Source organism: Neisseria subflava (assembly GCF_024205705.1).
Classification (GTDB): domain Bacteria; phylum Pseudomonadota; class Gammaproteobacteria; order Burkholderiales; family Neisseriaceae; genus Neisseria; species Neisseria subflava_D.
In genome coordinates this window covers 436150-452763 of sequence record NZ_CP073115.1, presented here as the reverse complement: position 1 = coordinate 452763, position 16614 = coordinate 436150, and the positions used below count along the sequence as shown (strand labels likewise).

Below are 16614 nucleotides of genomic sequence, written 5' to 3'. Positions count from 1 at the left end.
ACGGCCTTTTTACATCTAAATATTCAAAACCTTTTTACGAACGACACATCGTATTTTCACAAAAACAGCGCAACGAAACCTTGGATTGCTATGCTGTCTTTGTGAATCCACATAAATAAAATTGAAAGAATGCATCATGAAAAAATGGCTGCTGGCTGTTTTGCCTGCCACCGCACTGGCTGCTCCGCCTCAAGGCTTTTATCAAAATTACAAAGACTGGGACATTGCTTGCGACAATACCGGCACCTGCCGTCTTGCCGGATATCAGGCAGATGAAACAGAACCACCGGTTTCCATCTTGTTTACCCGAAAAGCGGGGGCGAATGCCGCCGTTGCCGGCGAAGTTTCCCTACTGCCGTTTAACGACGATGACCGCCAACTCGCCCGCGTGGCAGCCCGCAGCGAATTGATGCTGAACGGCAAATCACTGGGCAAATTGGCGTTGAACAAAAAAGGCACAGGCAAATTGAGCAGCGCGCAAACCAACGCCTTGCTCGAAGCGTTGAAAAAAGAAAGCAAAATCAGCATCCGCGCGGGAAAATATGAATGGCACTTGTCCGATAAAGGCGCAGCGGCGGCAATGTTGAAAGCGGACGAATTCCAAGGTCGTCTGAATACGCCTTCCGCGCTGATTCGCAAAGGCGGCAGCAGTCAGGCAGTCCTCAGCCCGCAGCCCAAACCCGTCATCCGTGCCGTTGCCGTGCCGAAAAAAGAGGGCGATATGCTGGAACAAGGCACACCGCGCCACAGCGCCGTCATGAAGCTCTTGAGCGACAGCAACCGCGTTTCCGAAGGCGACGATAATTACTGTTACGCCCTGCACAATAAAGAGCAAATGGATTGGAACCGCAGCCTGTATGTCCATCCGCTCAACGATCGTCAGGTTTTGATTTCGGCCATCTGTATCGGCGGTGCTTATCAAACCAGCGGCTACTATGCCATTGCCGATAAAGAATTGACCAAAATTGAACAAGTGCTGCCGCCAATGACATACGGCGGGCACGGCGGATTCGATGAGAAAACAGCCACCCTTAGCGGCAGCTTCAAAGGCCGAGGGATCGGCGACTGCTGGTCTGGCAATGCAGCGGTGTGGGACGGTAAAACGTTTGTCCGCAGTGAGGAACACACCACCGGTTCATGCAAAGGCTTCACAGGCGGCGCGTGGCTGATGCCTGTTTTTGAAGCCCGTGTTGAACGTTAAAATACACGGAATATTTACGGCAGAAAGCAAAAGCCATCTCAAAAATTCTCGTTTTCAGACGGCCTTTTTCCTTATACAATAGCCACTTGAATTTCTATATACATTCTGAATAAAGGATACGGATTATGTTCGGCAAACAACTTTTTGAAGAAGTCAGCTCCAAAATCAGCGAAACCATCGCCAACAGCCCTGCCAAAGACATGGAAAAAAACGTTAAAGCCATGCTCGGCAGCGCATTCAACCGCATGGATTTGGTGACCCGCGAAGAATTCGACATCCAGCAACAGGTTTTGATTAAAACCCGTACCAAACTGGCTGAATTGGAAGCCCGTTTGGCCAAACTCGAAGCTGCTCAAGAGCCTGAAGAAGCAGCTTTGAAAGCTGCCGAAGCCGCTGCGGAAGAAGCTGTTGCCGAAATCAAACAACAAACCGAAGCTGCCGAATAAGGCCGTCTGAAACATGTCGCTTGCTTTGGTTTACAGCCGCGCCTTAAGCGGCATGAATGCGCCGTTGGTCGAAGTGGAAGCCCACCTTGCCAACGGCTTGCCACATTTCAATATCGTCGGTTTGCCTGATACTGAAGTCAAAGAAAGCCGCGACCGTGTGCGTGCCGCCATCATCCAAAGCGGCTTCGACTTTCCCGCAAAGAAAATTACCGTCAACCTCGCACCGGCCGACCTCCCAAAAGAATCCGGCCGTTTCGATTTGCCGATTGCCTTGGGCATTCTTGCCGCTTCGGGACAAATTAATCCTGAAAAGCTCTCGCAATATGAGTTTGCCGGAGAATTGGCACTGTCCGGCCTGCTGCGTCCCGTACGTGGCGCGCTGGCTATGGCATGGCAGGGAATGCAGGCAGGCCGTTCGTTCGTCTTGCCGCAAGAAAATGCCGAACAGGCTGCCGTCATGCGCGGTATCGCGGTTTATGGCGCGTGTTCTTTAGGCGAAGTGGCCGCGCATTTAAACGGTATCGAACCGTTGACACAAACTGAATGCAAGCTGACGCAAAGGCCGTCTGAACAAAGTAAAATTCCTGATTTAGCCGATGTTAAAGGCCAACATACCGCCCGCCTTGCTTTGGAAATTGCAGCGGCAGGTGGGCACAGCCTGCTGATGATGGGCCCTCCGGGTACGGGCAAATCCATGCTTTCGCAACGTTTGCCCGGTATCCTCCCACCTTTGACCGAAGACGAATTGGTCGAAGTATGGGCATTGCGTTCGCTCCTACCCAACCATCAACAGCAACTCGACAGCAACCGTCCTTTCCGCAGCCCTCATCACAGCGCCAGCTCGGCTGCCATGGTGGGTGGCGGTTCAGACCCACGTCCGGGCGAAATCTCATTGGCACACCACGGAGTGTTGTTTTTAGACGAATTGCCCGAATTTGACCGTAAAGTATTAGAAGTGTTGCGCGAGCCTTTGGAAAACGGCGAAATCCATATTTCCCGCGCCGCACGCCAAGCTGTTTATCCGGCCAAGTTCCAACTTGTTGCCGCCATGAACCCCTGCCCTTGCGGCTATCTTGGTCATCCGTCCAAACCTTGCCGCTGCACGCCTGAAAGCGTTGCCCGCTACCGCAACAAAATTTCAGGGCCATTGCTCGACCGTATTGATTTAACCATCGAAGTACCCAGCCTTTCCGCTGCCGAATTGATGCAACAAGAAGCAGGCGAATCCAGTGCCACCGTATTGGAACGCGTTACCGCCGCGCGCAAAATCCAATACAACAGACAAGGCAAAGTTAATGCAGAACTGAGTGTCGGCGAGCTCGATGGCAAAGCCCGTATTCAAAAAGAAGCGCAAGAAGCCTTGGGAACCATGCTTGAAAAACTGTCCCTTTCCGCACGAAGTTTCCACCGCATCATGCGCGTCGCCCGTACGCTGGCCGATTTGGCAGGGGACGAAGAAGTCAGCAAAACACATGTGATGAAAGCCATCGGCTTCCGTCGCGCTCTTTAACTTTTCAGACGGCCTGAATCTTTATGTTTAAGTAAAACTAGAGTAAACAAAGCATCAGGATTTTGCCGTCTATAACGGTTATTGATAAAATATCGAATCCAACTCAGACAGTCTCCTTTCAGGCCGTCTGAACACATTATTACAAGGTAAGTCATGAAAAAATCTACACAATATGGTAAAGGCTTGTCCGGTTTCTTTTTCGGCCTAATACTGGCAACAGGTATTATTGCCGGTATTTTGTTCTTCTTGAACCAAGGCAACCAAAACGTTTTCAAAGAGCTGACTCAGCCTAAACAAAGCGAAGAACCTGAAATCCTGAAACCTCAGGACAAAGCAGAGAAACGCCCAGCTACAGACACTTCATCTACCCAAGTAGATGAAGAAAAAGCCAAAGCAGAAAAAGAAGCAAAAGCTAAAGAAGAGGCTGAAAAAGCTGCCAAAGAAGCTGAAGAAAAAGCTCAAGCGGAAAAAGAAGCTCAGGAAAAAGCCGAACAAGCAGAACGTGAAGCCAAAGAAAAAGCGGATAAAGCTGAAGCAGAAAAAGTCGAACGCGAAGCCAAAGAAAAAGCGGATAAAGCTGAAGCAGAAAAAGTCGAACGCGAAGCCAAAGAAAAAGCTGAAAAAGCCGCCACCGACAAAGTTGAACGCGAAGCCAAAGAAAGAGCAGACAAAACTGCCGCCGACAAAGCCGAACGTGAAGCCAAAGAAAAAGCCGCAAAAGCGGAAGCAGAAAAAGAAGCCGCCAAGAAAAAACTGGCCGAGAAAAAGCCGAATTAGAAAAAAAACGCGCAGAAAAAGCCAAAGCTGAAAAAGAAGCTGCTGATAAAACTGCAAAAGATAAAAAAGCGGCCGACCAACTGACCGACAAACAAAAAGAGCGTGCCGAGCGCAAATTGGCTGAGAAAAAAGCAGCCGAAGCCAAAAAACAAAACAAGCCGACACCTGAGCAAATCCTCAACAGCGGCAGCATCGAAAAAGCACGTAAAGCCGCAAATGCCTCTGCAACAAAAGAAAGCAGCAACGCCGCTGGCAAACAATCGTCAGAAAAAGCCGAAGCAACTGCCAACAGCGGTAAAAAAGCCTTCCTGCAACTTGGTTCATATGCAGACCGTTCCAGCGCAGATTCACAACGTGCGAAATTGGCTATTTTAGGTATTTCTTCCAAAGTGGTTGAATCGCAAAACGGCGACAAAACCATTTACCGAGTTCAAAGTAACACCATGCCTCAGGAAGCCGCTGTAAAACTGCAAAAAAACCTGCAAGGCCATAATATCAACAGCTTGGTTCGTTCTACCAAATAATGGAATCACTGATGAAGCAGCGTATGAAACAAACTATTGCCGCACTCAGCCTGAGCCTGCTCAGTCTGAGTGCACAGGCTGCTACCGAAGGCGTGGACTATACTGTCCTCAATCGCCCTATTCCGCAGCAGCAAGCCGGAAAAATTGAAGTGCTAGAATTTTTCGGCTACTTCTGCGTCCATTGTTACCATCTCGATCCAGTTTTGTTGCAACATAGCAAAACCTTTGCCAAAGATGTTTCCTTACGGACAGAGCACGTCGTTTGGATGTCTGAAATGTTGGGTTTGGCCAAGGTTGCCGCAGCCGTTAATCTTTCAGGTTTGAAATATCAAGCCAATCCAGTCATCTTCAAAGCAGTTTACGAACAAAAAATCAACCTGGCCGATACCAATGTATTCCGCTCATGGGTGGGTAAACAAACGAGTTTTGAAAGTAAAAAACTGCTTCAAGCCTACAACAGTCCTGCTGCCACATCGGCTGCTGCAAAAATGAAGCAATTGACGGAAACTTATCGAATTGAAAACACACCAACTGTCATCGTCGGTGGTAAATACAAAGTCAATTTCAACGGTACCGACTGGAAAGCCGGTATGAAAACCATAGATGAGCTCATCGTCAAAGTTCGCCGCGAACAATCCTCAAAACCAATTTAACTATTCAACAAAAGAAAGACGGCCTCAAGGCCGTCTGAAAACTTATGGATATTCTGATTTTATTCAAAGCACTTATTCTCGGTATTATCGAAGGTTTAACCGAGTTTCTCCCTATTTCCAGTACCGGTCACTTGATTGTATTCGGTGACTTAATGAACTTTCAGAGCAACGGAAAAGTATTTGAAATTGCTATTCAACTCGGTGCAGTTTTAGCTGTCGTATTCGAATACCGCCAACGATTTACCCATATCATAAAAGGACTCGGTAAAGAACGGACAGCCAATCGCTTTGTACTGAATTTATTTATTGCCTTCATACCTGCTGCGGTTGTTGGCCTCTTGTTCAGCAAACAAATCAAATTACACCTTTTCAACCCAATTACCGTTGCTACCATGCTGGTACTCGGTGGCTTCTTCATTTTATGGGTTGAAAAACGCCAAGTAACAGCCAAACCTAAAGTCAATCATGTAGATGATATGCGCCCAATCGACGCATTTGTTGTAGGATGCGCCCAAATTTGCGCCCTTATCCCTGGTACATCACGTTCAGGCAGTACCATCATGGGCGGTATGTTGTGGGGGCTGGAACGTAAAACAGCTACCGAATTCTCATTCTTCCTTGCCGTGCCGATGATGATTGCGGCAACAGGTTACGACATCTTAAAAAACTACAAACTCTTTACCTTGCAAGATGTCGGACAAATTACCATCGGTTTTATCGCAGCATTTATCGCCGGTTTATTGGCAGTAAAAGCTTTGCTGAAATTTGTCTCCAGTAAAAACTATGTGCCTTTTGCCTACTACCGCATCGTATTTGGTGGTCTGATTCTCCTTACTTGGATGCTGGGCTGGGTCAGCTGGAGCGAATAACCCCTCTCCCCCCAAAGGACGTGTCCACACACGTCCTTTTCTTTTGCCCTTTTTTCTTTTATCCCTTCAGACGACCACCCTATGCGCCAAATGGTTTACACTCCGCATCATTGCCCCTAAATATCTCCTCACCGTCCGTACAACTGCCCTTCCCCTTCATCTTCCCGCACACCACCGCCGTCAGCGACTCATTCAAGCGCAGCACCCTCGGCTCCGCCTCCCTGTCCAGCGCCACCGCCTTCAAGGTAAACTTACCCTCCAGGATACCCTTAGCCTGGCCGCTCATCCTGATACAGAAACCGCCCGCCTCCTTCACCGGCAATTCCGGCCACTTCGTCGACGTCAGCTTAAAGCTGCCCTTTTTCGTATAGAACTGCTCCATAAAGCGCGCATTTTCCAGCAGTGCGGCATGAGCCGCACGCAGGTTGGCCGAGCGGACCGATTCCCGATAGACCGTAAAGGCCGCCGTCGCCAAGATCGAAACCAGCAGCATCACCACCAGCAGCTGTATCAAGGAGTAGCCCCTCTGCACAGTTGCCCTATCCCGTTTTCTGTCAAATGCTTTTAAGTACATATCTTTCTTCCCTTTATCTTCTATATCCCTATCCAACAAGAGGCGCCCTATCCGTTTATCCCTTCACCCCATGTAAAGTCTCCACTGGTTCAAGTTTTATTCCCCCCCAAACAAAGCCGCCCCGTGGCCCAACCGGCAAACGGTTCGGCCGCAGGGCGGCATTACGGTACGATCGTCCGTCAGGTTATTTTTTCACGGCAGGCTGGGCAGCCTTAGGCGCGGCAGAAGAAACCGTCGCCTCCGCCTTCAACTTGTTCAGCACCGCATCACCAATGCCCTTCACGTTTTTCAGCTCCTCCACCGATTTGAACGCACCGTTCTTCTGGCGGTATTCTACAATCGATTTCGCCTTAGCCGGGCCGATACCCGGCAAGGCCTCCAGTTCGGCAGAAGATGCGGTATTGATGTTCACGGCGGCCAAAGAGAATGCTGCACAAACAGCGGCAAATGCACCAAATAAAAATTTCTTCATCAGATTTTTTCCCATAACGTGTTTGATTGAATCAGTCAGGAAGTCTACCGAATGGTTTTATTCCACTCTGTAAACACTGTCACATACGCAGATAGGGCAACAGCCCATACCACATAAATGCTTACGACATATTAACTCAAATATCGTTTGATTTCAAATATTCTAAACAGTTAACCGTAACTTTCGGTACTTTTGTGCAAGAATAACAACAGGGTAAATATTTCCGATCCCAATACCAAGATGCACGAATACTCCATAAACACCGGCACATTACTACCCCAATGTTTGATCCCAACACCTGTTACCCCAATTCTGCCACCAAACCGACAGAAACAACAGGCATGTAAAAAGCCCCCGACATCAGTCGGGGGCTTCGGAATGGTTGTTTGGCGGTGACCTACTTTCACATGGAAGAACCACACTATCATCGGCGCTGAGTCGTTTCACGGTCCTGTTCGGGATGGGAAGGCGTGGGACCAACTCGCTATGGCCGCCAAACTTAAACTGTTACAAATCGGTAAAGCCTTAATCGGTATAAATGGTGATGACTGAATCAGTCAGTAAGCTTTTATCTTTGAAGTTCTTCAAATGATAGAGTCAAGCCTCACGAGCAATTAGTATGGGTTAGCTTCACGCGTTACCGCGCTTCCACACCCCACCTATCAACGTCCTGGTCTCAAACGACTCTTTAGTGTGGTTAAACCACAAGGGAAGTCTCATCTTCAGGCGAGTTTCGCGCTTAGATGCTTTCAGCGCTTATCTCTTCCGAACTTAGCTACCCGGCTATGCAACTGGCGTTACAACCGGTACACCAGAGGTTCGTCCACTCCGGTCCTCTCGTACTAGGAGCAGCCCCCGTCAAACTTCCAACGCCCACTGCAGATAGGGACCAAACTGTCTCACGACGTTTTAAACCCAGCTCACGTACCACTTTAAATGGCGAACAGCCATACCCTTGGGACCGACTACAGCCCCAGGATGTGATGAGCCGACATCGAGGTGCCAAACTCCGCCGTCGATATGAACTCTTGGGCGGAATCAGCCTGTTATCCCCGGAGTACCTTTTATCCGTTGAGCGATGGCCCTTCCATACAGAACCACCGGATCACTATGTCCTGCTTTCGCACCTGCTCGACTTGTCGGTCTCGCAGTTAAGCTACCTTTTGCCATTGCACTATCAGTCCGATTTCCGACCGGACCTAGGTAACCTTCGAACTCCTCCGTTACTCTTTGGGAGGAGACCGCCCCAGTCAAACTGCCTACCATGCACGGTCCCCGACCCGGATTACGGGTCTGAGTTAGAACCTCAAAGACACCAGGGTGGTATTTCAAGGACGGCTCCACAGAGACTGGCGTCTCTGCTTCAAAGCCTCCCACCTATCCTACACAAGTGACTTCAAAGTCCAATGCAAAGCTACAGTAAAGGTTCACGGGGTCTTTCCGTCTAGCAGCGGGTAGATTGCATCTTCACAACCACTTCAACTTCGCTGAGTCTCAGGAGGAGACAGTGTGGCCATCGTTACGCCATTCGTGCGGGTCGGAACTTACCCGACAAGGAATTTCGCTACCTTAGGACCGTTATAGTTACGGCCGCCGTTTACTGGGGCTTCGATCCGATGCTTGCACATCTTCAATTAACCTTCCAGCACCGGGCAGGCGTCACACCCTATACGTCCACTTTCGTGTTAGCAGAGTGCTGTGTTTTTAATAAACAGTCGCAGCCACCTATTCTCTGCGACCCTCCAGGGCTTACGGAGCAAGTCCTTAACCTTAGAGGGCATACCTTCTCCCGAAGTTACGGTATCAATTTGCCGAGTTCCTTCTCCTGAGTTCTCTCAAGCGCCTTAGAATTCTCATCCTGCCCACCTGTGTCGGTTTGCGGTACGGTTCAATTCAAACTGAAGCTTAGTGGCTTTTCCTGGAAGCGTGGTATCGGTTACTTCATGTCCGTAGACACTCGTCATCACTTCTCGGTGTTAAGAAGACCCGGATTTGCCTAAGTCTTCCACCTACCGGCTTAAACAAGCTATTCCAACAGCTTGCTAACCTAACCTTCTCCGTCCCCACATCGCATTTGAATCAAGTACAGGAATATTAACCTGTTTCCCATCGACTACGCATTTCTGCCTCGCCTTAGGGGCCGACTCACCCTACGCCGATGAACGTTGCGTAGGAAACCTTGGGCTTTCGGCGAGCGGGCTTTTCACCCGCTTTATCGCTACTCATGTCAACATTCGCACTTCTGATACCTCCAGCACACTTTACAATGCACCTTCATTGGCCTACAGAACGCTCCCCTACCATGCCAGTAAACTGGCATCCGCAGCTTCGGTTATAGATTTGAGCCCCGTTACATCTTCCGCGCAGGACGACTCGACCAGTGAGCTATTACGCTTTCTTTAAATGATGGCTGCTTCTAAGCCAACATCCTGGCTGTCTGGGCCTTCCCACTTCGTTTACCACTTAATCTATCATTTGGGACCTTAGCTGGCGGTCTGGGTTGTTTCCCTCTTGACAACGGACGTTAGCACCCGCTGTCTGTCTCCCGAGGAACCACTTGATGGTATTCTTAGTTTGCCATGGGTTGGTAAGTTGCAATAACCCCCTAGCCATAACAGTGCTTTACCCCCATCAGTGTCTTGCTCGAGGCACTACCTAAATAGTTTTCGGGGAGAACCAGCTATCTCCGAGTTTGTTTAGCCTTTCACCCCTATCCACAGCTCATCCCCGCATTTTGCAACATGCGTGGGTTCGGTCCTCCAGTACCTGTTACGGCACCTTCAACCTGGCCATGGATAGATCACTCGGTTTCGGGTCTACACCCAGCAACTGTTCGCCCTATTAAGACTCGGTTTCCCTACGCCTCCCCTATTCGGTTAAGCTCGCTACTGAATGTAAGTCGTTGACCCATTATACAAAAGGTACGCAGTCACACCACAAGGGTGCTCCCACTGTTTGTATGCATCAGGTTTCAGGTTCTATTTCACTCCCCTCCCGGGGTTCTTTTCGCCTTTCCCTCACGGTACTGGTTCACTATCGGTCGATGATGAGTATTTAGCCTTGGAGGATGGTCCCCCCATATTCAGACAGGATTTCACGTGTCCCGCCCTACTTTTCGTACGCTTAGTACCACTATTGAGATTTCGAATACGGGACTATCACCCACTATGGTCAAGCTTCCCAGCTTGTTCTTCTATCTCGACAGTTATCACGTACAGGCTCCTCCGCGTTCGCTCGCCACTACTTGCGGAATCTCGGTTGATTTCTTTTCCTCCGGGTACTTAGATGGTTCAGTTCTCCGGGTTCGCTTCGCTTATCCTATGTATTCAGATAAGGATACCTCCTAAGAGGTGGGTTTCCCCATTCGGACATCGCGGGATCATAGCTTTATTGCCAGCTCCCCCACGCTTTTCGCAGGCTTACACGTCCTTCGTCGCCTATCATCGCCAAGGCATCCACCTGATGCACTTATTCACTTGACTCTATCATTTCAAGAACCTCTTTGACTTCGTCTGCCTACCCGTTGACTAGGGAAGCAAACTTGAAATTCCTACTTTGATAAAGCTTACTGCTTTGTTGTGTCTTAATCCTGCCTTTTGTGTTTCAGGATTAAGTCGATACAATCATCACCCAAATACTGTGTTTGTTTTCTTTTCTCTTGCGAGAGATTTTTTATCCTTTGCAAAGAACAAAAAATCAAAACAAACTCATTGTCTTTGTTTGTTGATTTCGGCTTTCCAATTTGTTAAAGATCGATGCGTCGATATTTCACTTCGCAAATCAAAATAAGCTGCTAAGTATAGCAGGCTTCCTTTGATTTGTAAAGTTCTTGGTGGAGGCAAACGGGATCGAACCGATGACCCCCTGCTTGCAAAGCAGGTGCTCTACCAACTGAGCTATGCCCCCGTTCTTGGTGGGTCTGGGAGGACTTGAACCTCCGACCCCACGCTTATCAAGCGTGTGCTCTAACCAGCTGAGCTACAAACCCGGATTCTCTTCTTAAGCGAATCTTGTCTTCACTCAAGCTTTTCTCTTCCGCATCTTTTACAGTTTACCGATAAGTGTGAATGCATCAGACCTCTTCTTTCTCTAGAAAGGAGGTGATCCAGCCGCAGGTTCCCCTACGGCTACCTTGTTACGACTTCACCCCAGTCATGAAGCATACCGTGGTAAGCGGGCTCCTTGCGGTTACCCTACCTACTTCTGGTATCCCCCACTCCCATGGTGTGACGGGCGGTGTGTACAAGACCCGGGAACGTATTCACCGCAGTATGCTGACCTGCGATTACTAGCGATTCCGACTTCATGCACTCGAGTTGCAGAGTGCAATCCGGACTACGATCGGTTTTGTGAGATTGGCTCCACCTCGCGGTTTGGCTACCCTCTGTACCGACCATTGTATGACGTGTGAAGCCCTGGTCATAAGGGCCATGAGGACTTGACGTCATCCCCACCTTCCTCCGGCTTGTCACCGGCAGTCTCATTAGAGTGCCCAACTAAATGATGGCAACTAATGACAAGGGTTGCGCTCGTTGCGGGACTTAACCCAACATCTCACGACACGAGCTGACGACAGCCATGCAGCACCTGTGTTACGGTTCCCGAAGGCACTCCTCCGTCTCTGGAGGATTCCGTACATGTCAAGACCAGGTAAGGTTCTTCGCGTTGCATCGAATTAATCCACATCATCCACCGCTTGTGCGGGTCCCCGTCAATTCCTTTGAGTTTTAATCTTGCGACCGTACTCCCCAGGCGGTCAATTTCACGCGTTAGCTACGCTACTAAGCAATCAAGTTGCCCAACAGCTAATTGACATCGTTTAGGGCGTGGACTACCAGGGTATCTAATCCTGTTTGCTACCCACGCTTTCGAGCATGAACGTCAGTGTTATCCCAGGAGGCTGCCTTCGCCATCGGTATTCCTCCACATCTCTACGCATTTCACTGCTACACGTGGAATTCTACCTCCCTCTGACACACTCTAGTCACCCAGTTCAGAACGCAGTTCCCAGGTTGAGCCCGGGGATTTCACATCCTGCTTAAGTAACCGTCTGCGCTCGCTTTACGCCCAGTAATTCCGATTAACGCTCGCACCCTACGTATTACCGCGGCTGCTGGCACGTAGTTAGCCGGTGCTTATTCTTCAGGTACCGTCATCAGCTGTCGGTATTAGCAACAGCCTTTTCTTCCCTGACAAAAGTCCTTTACAACCCGAAGGCCTTCTTCAGACACGCGGCATGGCTGGATCAGGCTTGCGCCCATTGTCCAAAATTCCCCACTGCTGCCTCCCGTAGGAGTCTGGGCCGTGTCTCAGTCCCAGTGTGGCGGATCATCCTCTCAGACCCGCTACTGATCGTCGCCTTGGTAGGCCTTTACCCCACCAACTAGCTAATCAGATATCGGCCGCTCGAATAACGCAAGGCCCGAAGGTCCCCTGCTTTCCTCCTCAGAGAATATGCGGTATTAGCTAATCTTTCGATTAGTTATCCCCCATTACTCGGTACGTTCCGATATATTACTCACCCGTTCGCCACTCGCCACCCAAGAAGCAAGCTTCTCTGTGCTGCCGTCCGACTTGCATGTGTAAAGCATGCCGCCAGCGTTCAATCTGAGCCAGGATCAAACTCTTATGTTCAATCTCTAACTTATAACTTCTGGTCTGCTTCAAAGAAACCGACAGGACAATGTCTAAAACATCATCTTGTCTGTCTTTCAAACAGTGTGAGGCCTAATGCACTCACACTTATCGGTAATCTGTTTTTTAAAGAGCGAATCGAATTATACAGTACATTTAGCAAATGTCAACTAAAATTATCGAAAATTTTAACTAACTGTGTTATACTGTCTGCTTCGTTTTCTTCACCGCGTCAGCAGCGAAGAACCGAACTATACGCCTCACAATAAAACCAGTCAACACCTTTCGCAAAATTATTTTCAGAAATTTAACCACCGCCCTGTTTTAACAGGGTTTTTATTTTATAAAAAAACTCCAACAACCTTTCTACACAATCCATACATACAAAAAAACACAAAAAAAGGCCGTCTGAAATGCTCTTTCAGACGGCCTTTTGAATTTAACCTATGCTTTAATTTATATTGTTGCCGCTTGTTTTTTGGTATGATGTTTCCTTGATTCTTTTATATCAGCCTCGAGTTTGCTATGTCTGTCTATACCAGTGTTTCCGACGCTCAAATGCGTGATTTCCTACTGCAATATGATTTGGGAGATTTTGTTTCTTTGCAGGGGATTGCTCAAGGAATTACTAATAGTAATTATTTTTTAACTACTTCAACCGGTCGTTATGTATTGACTGTTTTTGAGGTTTTAAAATCAGATGAACTGCCTTTCTTTTTAGAACTCAACCAGCATTTGAGTCTGAATGGTGTTGCCTGCGCAGCTCCGATTGCTCGTAAAGATGGAGGACTGCATTCTATTTTGGCCGGGAAACCGGCTTGTTTGGTTACTTGTTTGAATGGTTCAGATACGGGCTGGCCAACTGAAGCTCAATGCTTCCATACTGGTGCTATGCTGGCCAAAATGCATTTAGCCGGTCAAGACTTTCCTTTAAAAATGAAAAATCCTCGTTATGATGACTGGTGGCATGATGCCTGCACTCAGTTGCTGCCTGTTTTAGATTCTGAGGATGCCGCACTGCTTCAATCTGAAATTGCTGCTTTAGATGAAAATCTGGGAGAGCATTTGCCTTCCGGTATTATCCATGCCGATTTATTTAAGGATAATGTATTGCTTAATGGAGATGAAGTTTCCGGTTTTATCGATTTCTATTATGCGTGCAACGGTAATTTCATGTACGACCTGGCAATTGCGGTTAACGATTGGGCACGAACAGCTGATAACAAATTAGACCCTGTCCTTTATGATGCTTTTATCCATGGCTATGAAAGTGTACGTCCATTATCTGATGAAGAACGTGCATATTTCCCTACTGCACAAAGAGCCGGATGTATTCGTTTCTGGGTATCGCGCCTGCTTAATTTCCATTTCCCTCAATCAGGAGAAATGACGTTTATTAAAGATCCGAACGCATTTAGGGATTTATTATTGAGTCTTGATGAGGGATAGCCATAAGACTATTACAATCCAATTTAGACAACTTTAAAAATTTTTCTCTTCCTTATAATCCTCTAAATTCTTTCTATTCAAATTTAGAGGATTTTTCATCACTCGTGTCTTTTGCCAGATTCTCTAATAACACTCCCCTATCAAATCATTATTCATCCACAAGCTATGAAACATTTTGCTTGATACTGTTTCCATACCCTAAATTCATCTATTAATATGAAAAACTCACTCTGAGACCTTTGCAAAATTCCCCAAAATCCCCTAAATTCCCATTAAGACATTTAGGGAATTTTCCATGAGTACCTTCTTCCAACAAACCGCACAAGCCATGATTGCCAAACACATCGACCGCTTCCCACTATTGAAGTTGGATCAGGTGATTGATTGGCAACCGATCGAACAATACCTGAATCGTCAAAAAACCCGTTACCTCCGAGACCACCGCGGCCGTCCCGCCTATCCCCTGTTGTCCATGTTCAAAGCCGTCCTGCTCGGACAATGGCACAGCCTCTCCGATCCCGAACTCGAACACAGCCTTATTACCCGCATCGATTTCAACCTGTTTTGCCGTTTTGACGAACTGAGCATCCCCGATTACAGCACCTTATGCCGCTACCGCAACTGGCGGCACAAGACGACACCCTGTCCGAATTGCTGGAACTAATTAACCGCCAACTGACCGAAAAAGGCTTAAAAGTAGAGAAAGCATCCGCCGCCGTCATTGACGCCACCATTATTCAGACCGTCGGCAGCAAACAGCGCCAGGCTATAGAAGTCGATGAGGAAGGACAAGTCAGCGGCCAAACCACACCGAGTAAGGACAAAGATGCCCGCTGGACAAAGAAAAACGGCCTCTACAAATGTAAGGTCGCGGCGGATTTGTCATAGTTTCGCGGAAATTTTGACACTTTTAAAAATATCGACTGTGCCAAATAAATTGCAATTCAGAAATGAGAACAAAAGCGACGCTACCGTCGCTTTTTATTTTACCAATTACATACGACCAATTCTCCACTGGCTTTACCAGTTTTATTTCTTCCGACTGTATAAGCCAATTCAAGTTGAGTGATACGGAAATCTTTAAACAATTCCCTGATATCAGGGTGGTCATTAATGGATAGCATGACCTTACCCTTACTCTCTGCCATTACCTTGGCCAGTAATTCATACTGCTCCCAGCCAAATGATTGGTCATAGCCTGCGGTCTGCCAATATGGTGGGTCTGCATAGAAGAAGGTGTGCTCACGGTCATATCGCTTGAAGCAACGATCCCAGGATTCATTCTCTATATAAACACCTTTTAAACGGTCTTTAGCAGCCTTTAATTTAACCTCAATCTGAGATGCATCCCATGCTTTTGACGTGGTAGCTGTACCAAAATGCTGATGGACGGTTTTGCCGCCGAAGGCGTTGTGTTGAAAGTAGAAGAAACGAGCGGCACGTTGAATATCTGTCATGCATTCGGGCGGCGTGTTTTGCAGGCAGGAGAATGTCTCGCGGCTGGTAAGCGTCCACTCGAACTGACGGACGAACTCGTCGAAATGGTGTTGTACCACACGATAGAGATTGATGAGCTGTCCGTTGATATCGTTGAGCACCTCAACTTTTGCAGGAACCGGGCGCATAAAGAACAACGCCGCTCCACCGGAAAACAACTCAACATAACAAGAATGCTCGGGGAACATGGGCAAAAGATGTTTTGCCAAACGACGTTTGCCACCCATCCAGGGGATAATAGGTAATGTCTGTTGCATTTTTTGCATCATATATACTCCTAAATTATGGCATTCGCGATGCTCTAAATCAGATTTAATATGATGCTCAAAGGCATTCTTTTGATTTATTAATTAGCTGAAAGAATTGATGTTTTTACAACGAGCGCACTTTATTTGTACACAACCGCTGCCTTTTGCCAGCAATTTCCCACAAAACTTACAGCGTAATTCACGATAGATTTGCATTTGCATCCACTCCTGTATCAGATAGAATGCCTCGGTCTCTAGAGACTAAGGCGGCCTTAGAAGTCAATGCAGGCATGATCTGCTTGGCTGGCGTAACAGTGTTGCCGCACTGTTACGTCGCCGTCCCACTTATATTTAAAATCCTCCCAAAGGCCGCCTTATTCGGACGGCCTTTTATTTATATTTGCCCACAAATAGCGCAACTCTTTGGCTTTTGCGATGATACGTTCGGCGCATAATTATTTTAAGACGTTATACAAACGCAACGCCTGGCTATACTGCACTTAGCCTTATACGCCAAGCTCTAAAACAGTCGTATCGGGAGCCTGACCAAGGATACGGTTGCTCAAGACATCATAAAACACGCGCTGATTTAAAGCGGCTTGCCCGCTTAAAACAAGATTGCCGCCACTTTGCGTTTGCGCCGCCCATGAGCCGCCGCCCAAATCGCCCGTTATTTTGGCAATGCCGCGCTGTTCGCGCTTGAGTAGTGCCGTCAGGTTTTGATACAGATTAGTCATTTTGTTATCCTCAACAAAAAGAT

The 16614-nt window shown here is 47.9% G+C and carries 13 protein-coding genes, 2 tRNA genes, 3 rRNA genes and 1 pseudogene; 9 read left to right on the top strand and 10 right to left on the bottom strand.

All coding sequences use genetic code 11. From position 1 onward, the window contains the following. Window positions 1-136 precede the first annotated feature (136 nt). The 7 genes from KCG54_RS02235 (at window position 137) to KCG54_RS02205 (ending at window position 5980) form a co-directional block, all read left to right on the top strand. Complete coding sequence (locus KCG54_RS02235) at window positions 137-1201, top strand: DUF1176 domain-containing protein (protein ID WP_254324523.1); 1065 nt, start codon at window positions 137-139, stop codon at window positions 1199-1201. Window positions 1202-1326: 125 nt separating this feature from the next. Continuing rightward, on the top strand, window positions 1327-1647 hold the full coding sequence (locus tag KCG54_RS02230) for an accessory factor UbiK family protein (protein WP_003684455.1): 321 nt from the start codon (window positions 1327-1329) through the stop codon (window positions 1645-1647). A gap of 13 nt (window positions 1648-1660) precedes the next feature. Further along, window positions 1661-3157, top strand: coding sequence for a YifB family Mg chelatase-like AAA ATPase (locus KCG54_RS02225; protein ID WP_254324522.1), 1497 nt, complete (start codon window positions 1661-1663; stop codon window positions 3155-3157). 153 nt (window positions 3158-3310) lie between these two features. Further along, on the top strand, window positions 3311-3934 hold the full coding sequence (locus tag KCG54_RS02220) for a hypothetical protein (RefSeq protein ID WP_254324521.1): 624 nt from the start codon (window positions 3311-3313) through the stop codon (window positions 3932-3934). A gap of 116 nt (window positions 3935-4050) precedes the next feature. After that, window positions 4051-4458 carry an SPOR domain-containing protein gene (locus KCG54_RS02215; RefSeq protein WP_254324520.1) on the top strand — a complete coding sequence of 136 codons (408 nt, stop codon included), beginning with the start codon at window positions 4051-4053 and terminating at the stop codon, window positions 4456-4458. Between the two features lie 11 nt (window positions 4459-4469). After that, complete coding sequence (locus tag KCG54_RS02210; protein ID WP_254324519.1) at window positions 4470-5111, top strand: thiol:disulfide interchange protein DsbA/DsbL; 642 nt, start codon at window positions 4470-4472, stop codon at window positions 5109-5111. 44 nt (window positions 5112-5155) lie between these two features. After that, window positions 5156-5980, top strand: a complete 825-nt coding sequence (locus tag KCG54_RS02205; protein WP_254324518.1) for an undecaprenyl-diphosphate phosphatase — start codon at window positions 5156-5158, stop codon at window positions 5978-5980. Between the two features lie 79 nt (window positions 5981-6059). On the opposite strand, the gene KCG54_RS02200 is transcribed toward KCG54_RS02205, so the two are convergent. The 7 genes from KCG54_RS02200 to KCG54_RS02170 form a co-directional block, all read right to left on the bottom strand. Next, the gene (locus tag KCG54_RS02200; protein WP_254324517.1) at window positions 6060-6554 is read right to left on the bottom strand and encodes a type IV pilin protein; all 495 of its coding nucleotides are present in this window, start codon (window positions 6552-6554) and stop codon (window positions 6060-6062) included. 184 nt (window positions 6555-6738) lie between these two features. After that, window positions 6739-7026, bottom strand: coding sequence for a ComEA family DNA-binding protein (locus KCG54_RS02195; RefSeq protein ID WP_036472233.1), 288 nt, complete (start codon window positions 7024-7026; stop codon window positions 6739-6741). Window positions 7027-7410: 384 nt separating this feature from the next. Further along, window positions 7411-7524, bottom strand: a 5S ribosomal RNA gene (rrf, locus tag KCG54_RS02190). Window positions 7525-7619: 95 nt separating this feature from the next. Further along, window positions 7620-10508, bottom strand: a 23S ribosomal RNA gene (locus KCG54_RS02185). A 348-nt stretch (window positions 10509-10856) separates the two neighbouring features. Then, window positions 10857-10932: transfer RNA gene (locus KCG54_RS02180), tRNA-Ala, on the bottom strand. A gap of 5 nt (window positions 10933-10937) precedes the next feature. After that, window positions 10938-11014: transfer RNA gene (locus KCG54_RS02175), tRNA-Ile, on the bottom strand. A gap of 105 nt (window positions 11015-11119) precedes the next feature. Then, window positions 11120-12660: ribosomal RNA gene (locus KCG54_RS02170) — 16S ribosomal RNA — on the bottom strand. Together the 16S, 23S and 5S rRNA genes with 2 tRNA genes alongside form the textbook arrangement of a ribosomal RNA operon. A 525-nt stretch (window positions 12661-13185) precedes the next feature. Between KCG54_RS02170 and thrB the strand changes: the two genes are divergently transcribed. Both thrB and KCG54_RS02160 read left to right on the top strand, forming a co-directional pair. Further along, entirely contained in the window at window positions 13186-14109 is a 924-nt protein-coding gene (gene thrB / locus KCG54_RS02165; RefSeq protein ID WP_254324516.1) for a homoserine kinase, read from the top strand. A gap of 295 nt (window positions 14110-14404) precedes the next feature. Next, a pseudogene (locus tag KCG54_RS02160) lies at window positions 14405-14970 on the top strand (transposase); the annotation flags it as partial. A 125-nt stretch (window positions 14971-15095) separates the two neighbouring features. On the opposite strand, the gene KCG54_RS02155 reads toward KCG54_RS02160, so the two are convergent. The 3 genes from KCG54_RS02155 to KCG54_RS02145 all read right to left on the bottom strand — a co-directional run bounded on the left by KCG54_RS02155 (window position 15096) and on the right by KCG54_RS02145 (window position 16591). Continuing rightward, window positions 15096-15875 carry a DNA adenine methylase gene (locus tag KCG54_RS02155; protein WP_254324515.1) on the bottom strand — a complete coding sequence of 260 codons (780 nt, stop codon included), beginning with the start codon at window positions 15873-15875 and terminating at the stop codon, window positions 15096-15098. 81 nt (window positions 15876-15956) lie between these two features. Then, the gene (locus KCG54_RS02150; protein ID WP_079453713.1) at window positions 15957-16070 is read right to left on the bottom strand and encodes a zinc finger domain-containing protein; all 114 of its coding nucleotides are present in this window, start codon (window positions 16068-16070) and stop codon (window positions 15957-15959) included. A 290-nt stretch (window positions 16071-16360) separates the two neighbouring features. Further along, the gene (locus KCG54_RS02145) at window positions 16361-16591 is read right to left on the bottom strand and encodes a hypothetical protein (protein WP_049323799.1); all 231 of its coding nucleotides are present in this window, start codon (window positions 16589-16591) and stop codon (window positions 16361-16363) included. Window positions 16592-16614 lie beyond the last annotated feature (23 nt).

Excerpts from the sequence above, each read along its gene's own strand:
- KCG54_RS02235 (WP_254324523.1), top strand. The coding sequence starts at position 137 with ATGAAAAAATGGCTGCTGGCTGTTTTGCCTGCCACCGCACTGGCTGCT.
- KCG54_RS02230 (WP_003684455.1), top strand. The coding sequence starts at position 1,327 with ATGTTCGGCAAACAACTTTTTGAAGAAGTCAGCTCCAAAATCAGCGAA.
- KCG54_RS02225 (WP_254324522.1), top strand. The coding sequence starts at position 1,661 with ATGTCGCTTGCTTTGGTTTACAGCCGCGCCTTAAGCGGCATGAATGCG.
- KCG54_RS02220 (WP_254324521.1), top strand. The coding sequence starts at position 3,311 with ATGAAAAAATCTACACAATATGGTAAAGGCTTGTCCGGTTTCTTTTTC.
- KCG54_RS02210 (WP_254324519.1), top strand. The coding sequence starts at position 4,470 with ATGAAGCAGCGTATGAAACAAACTATTGCCGCACTCAGCCTGAGCCTG.
- KCG54_RS02205 (WP_254324518.1), top strand. The coding sequence starts at position 5,156 with ATGGATATTCTGATTTTATTCAAAGCACTTATTCTCGGTATTATCGAA.
- KCG54_RS02200 (WP_254324517.1), bottom strand. The coding sequence starts at position 6,554 with ATGTACTTAAAAGCATTTGACAGAAAACGGGATAGGGCAACTGTGCAG.
- KCG54_RS02195 (WP_036472233.1), bottom strand. The coding sequence starts at position 7,026 with ATGAAGAAATTTTTATTTGGTGCATTTGCCGCTGTTTGTGCAGCATTC.
- thrB (WP_254324516.1), top strand. The coding sequence starts at position 13,186 with ATGTCTGTCTATACCAGTGTTTCCGACGCTCAAATGCGTGATTTCCTA.
- KCG54_RS02155 (WP_254324515.1), bottom strand. The coding sequence starts at position 15,875 with ATGATGCAAAAAATGCAACAGACATTACCTATTATCCCCTGGATGGGT.
- KCG54_RS02150 (WP_079453713.1), bottom strand. The coding sequence starts at position 16,070 with ATGCAAATCTATCGTGAATTACGCTGTAAGTTTTGTGGGAAATTGCTG.
- KCG54_RS02145 (WP_049323799.1), bottom strand. The coding sequence starts at position 16,591 with ATGACTAATCTGTATCAAAACCTGACGGCACTACTCAAGCGCGAACAG.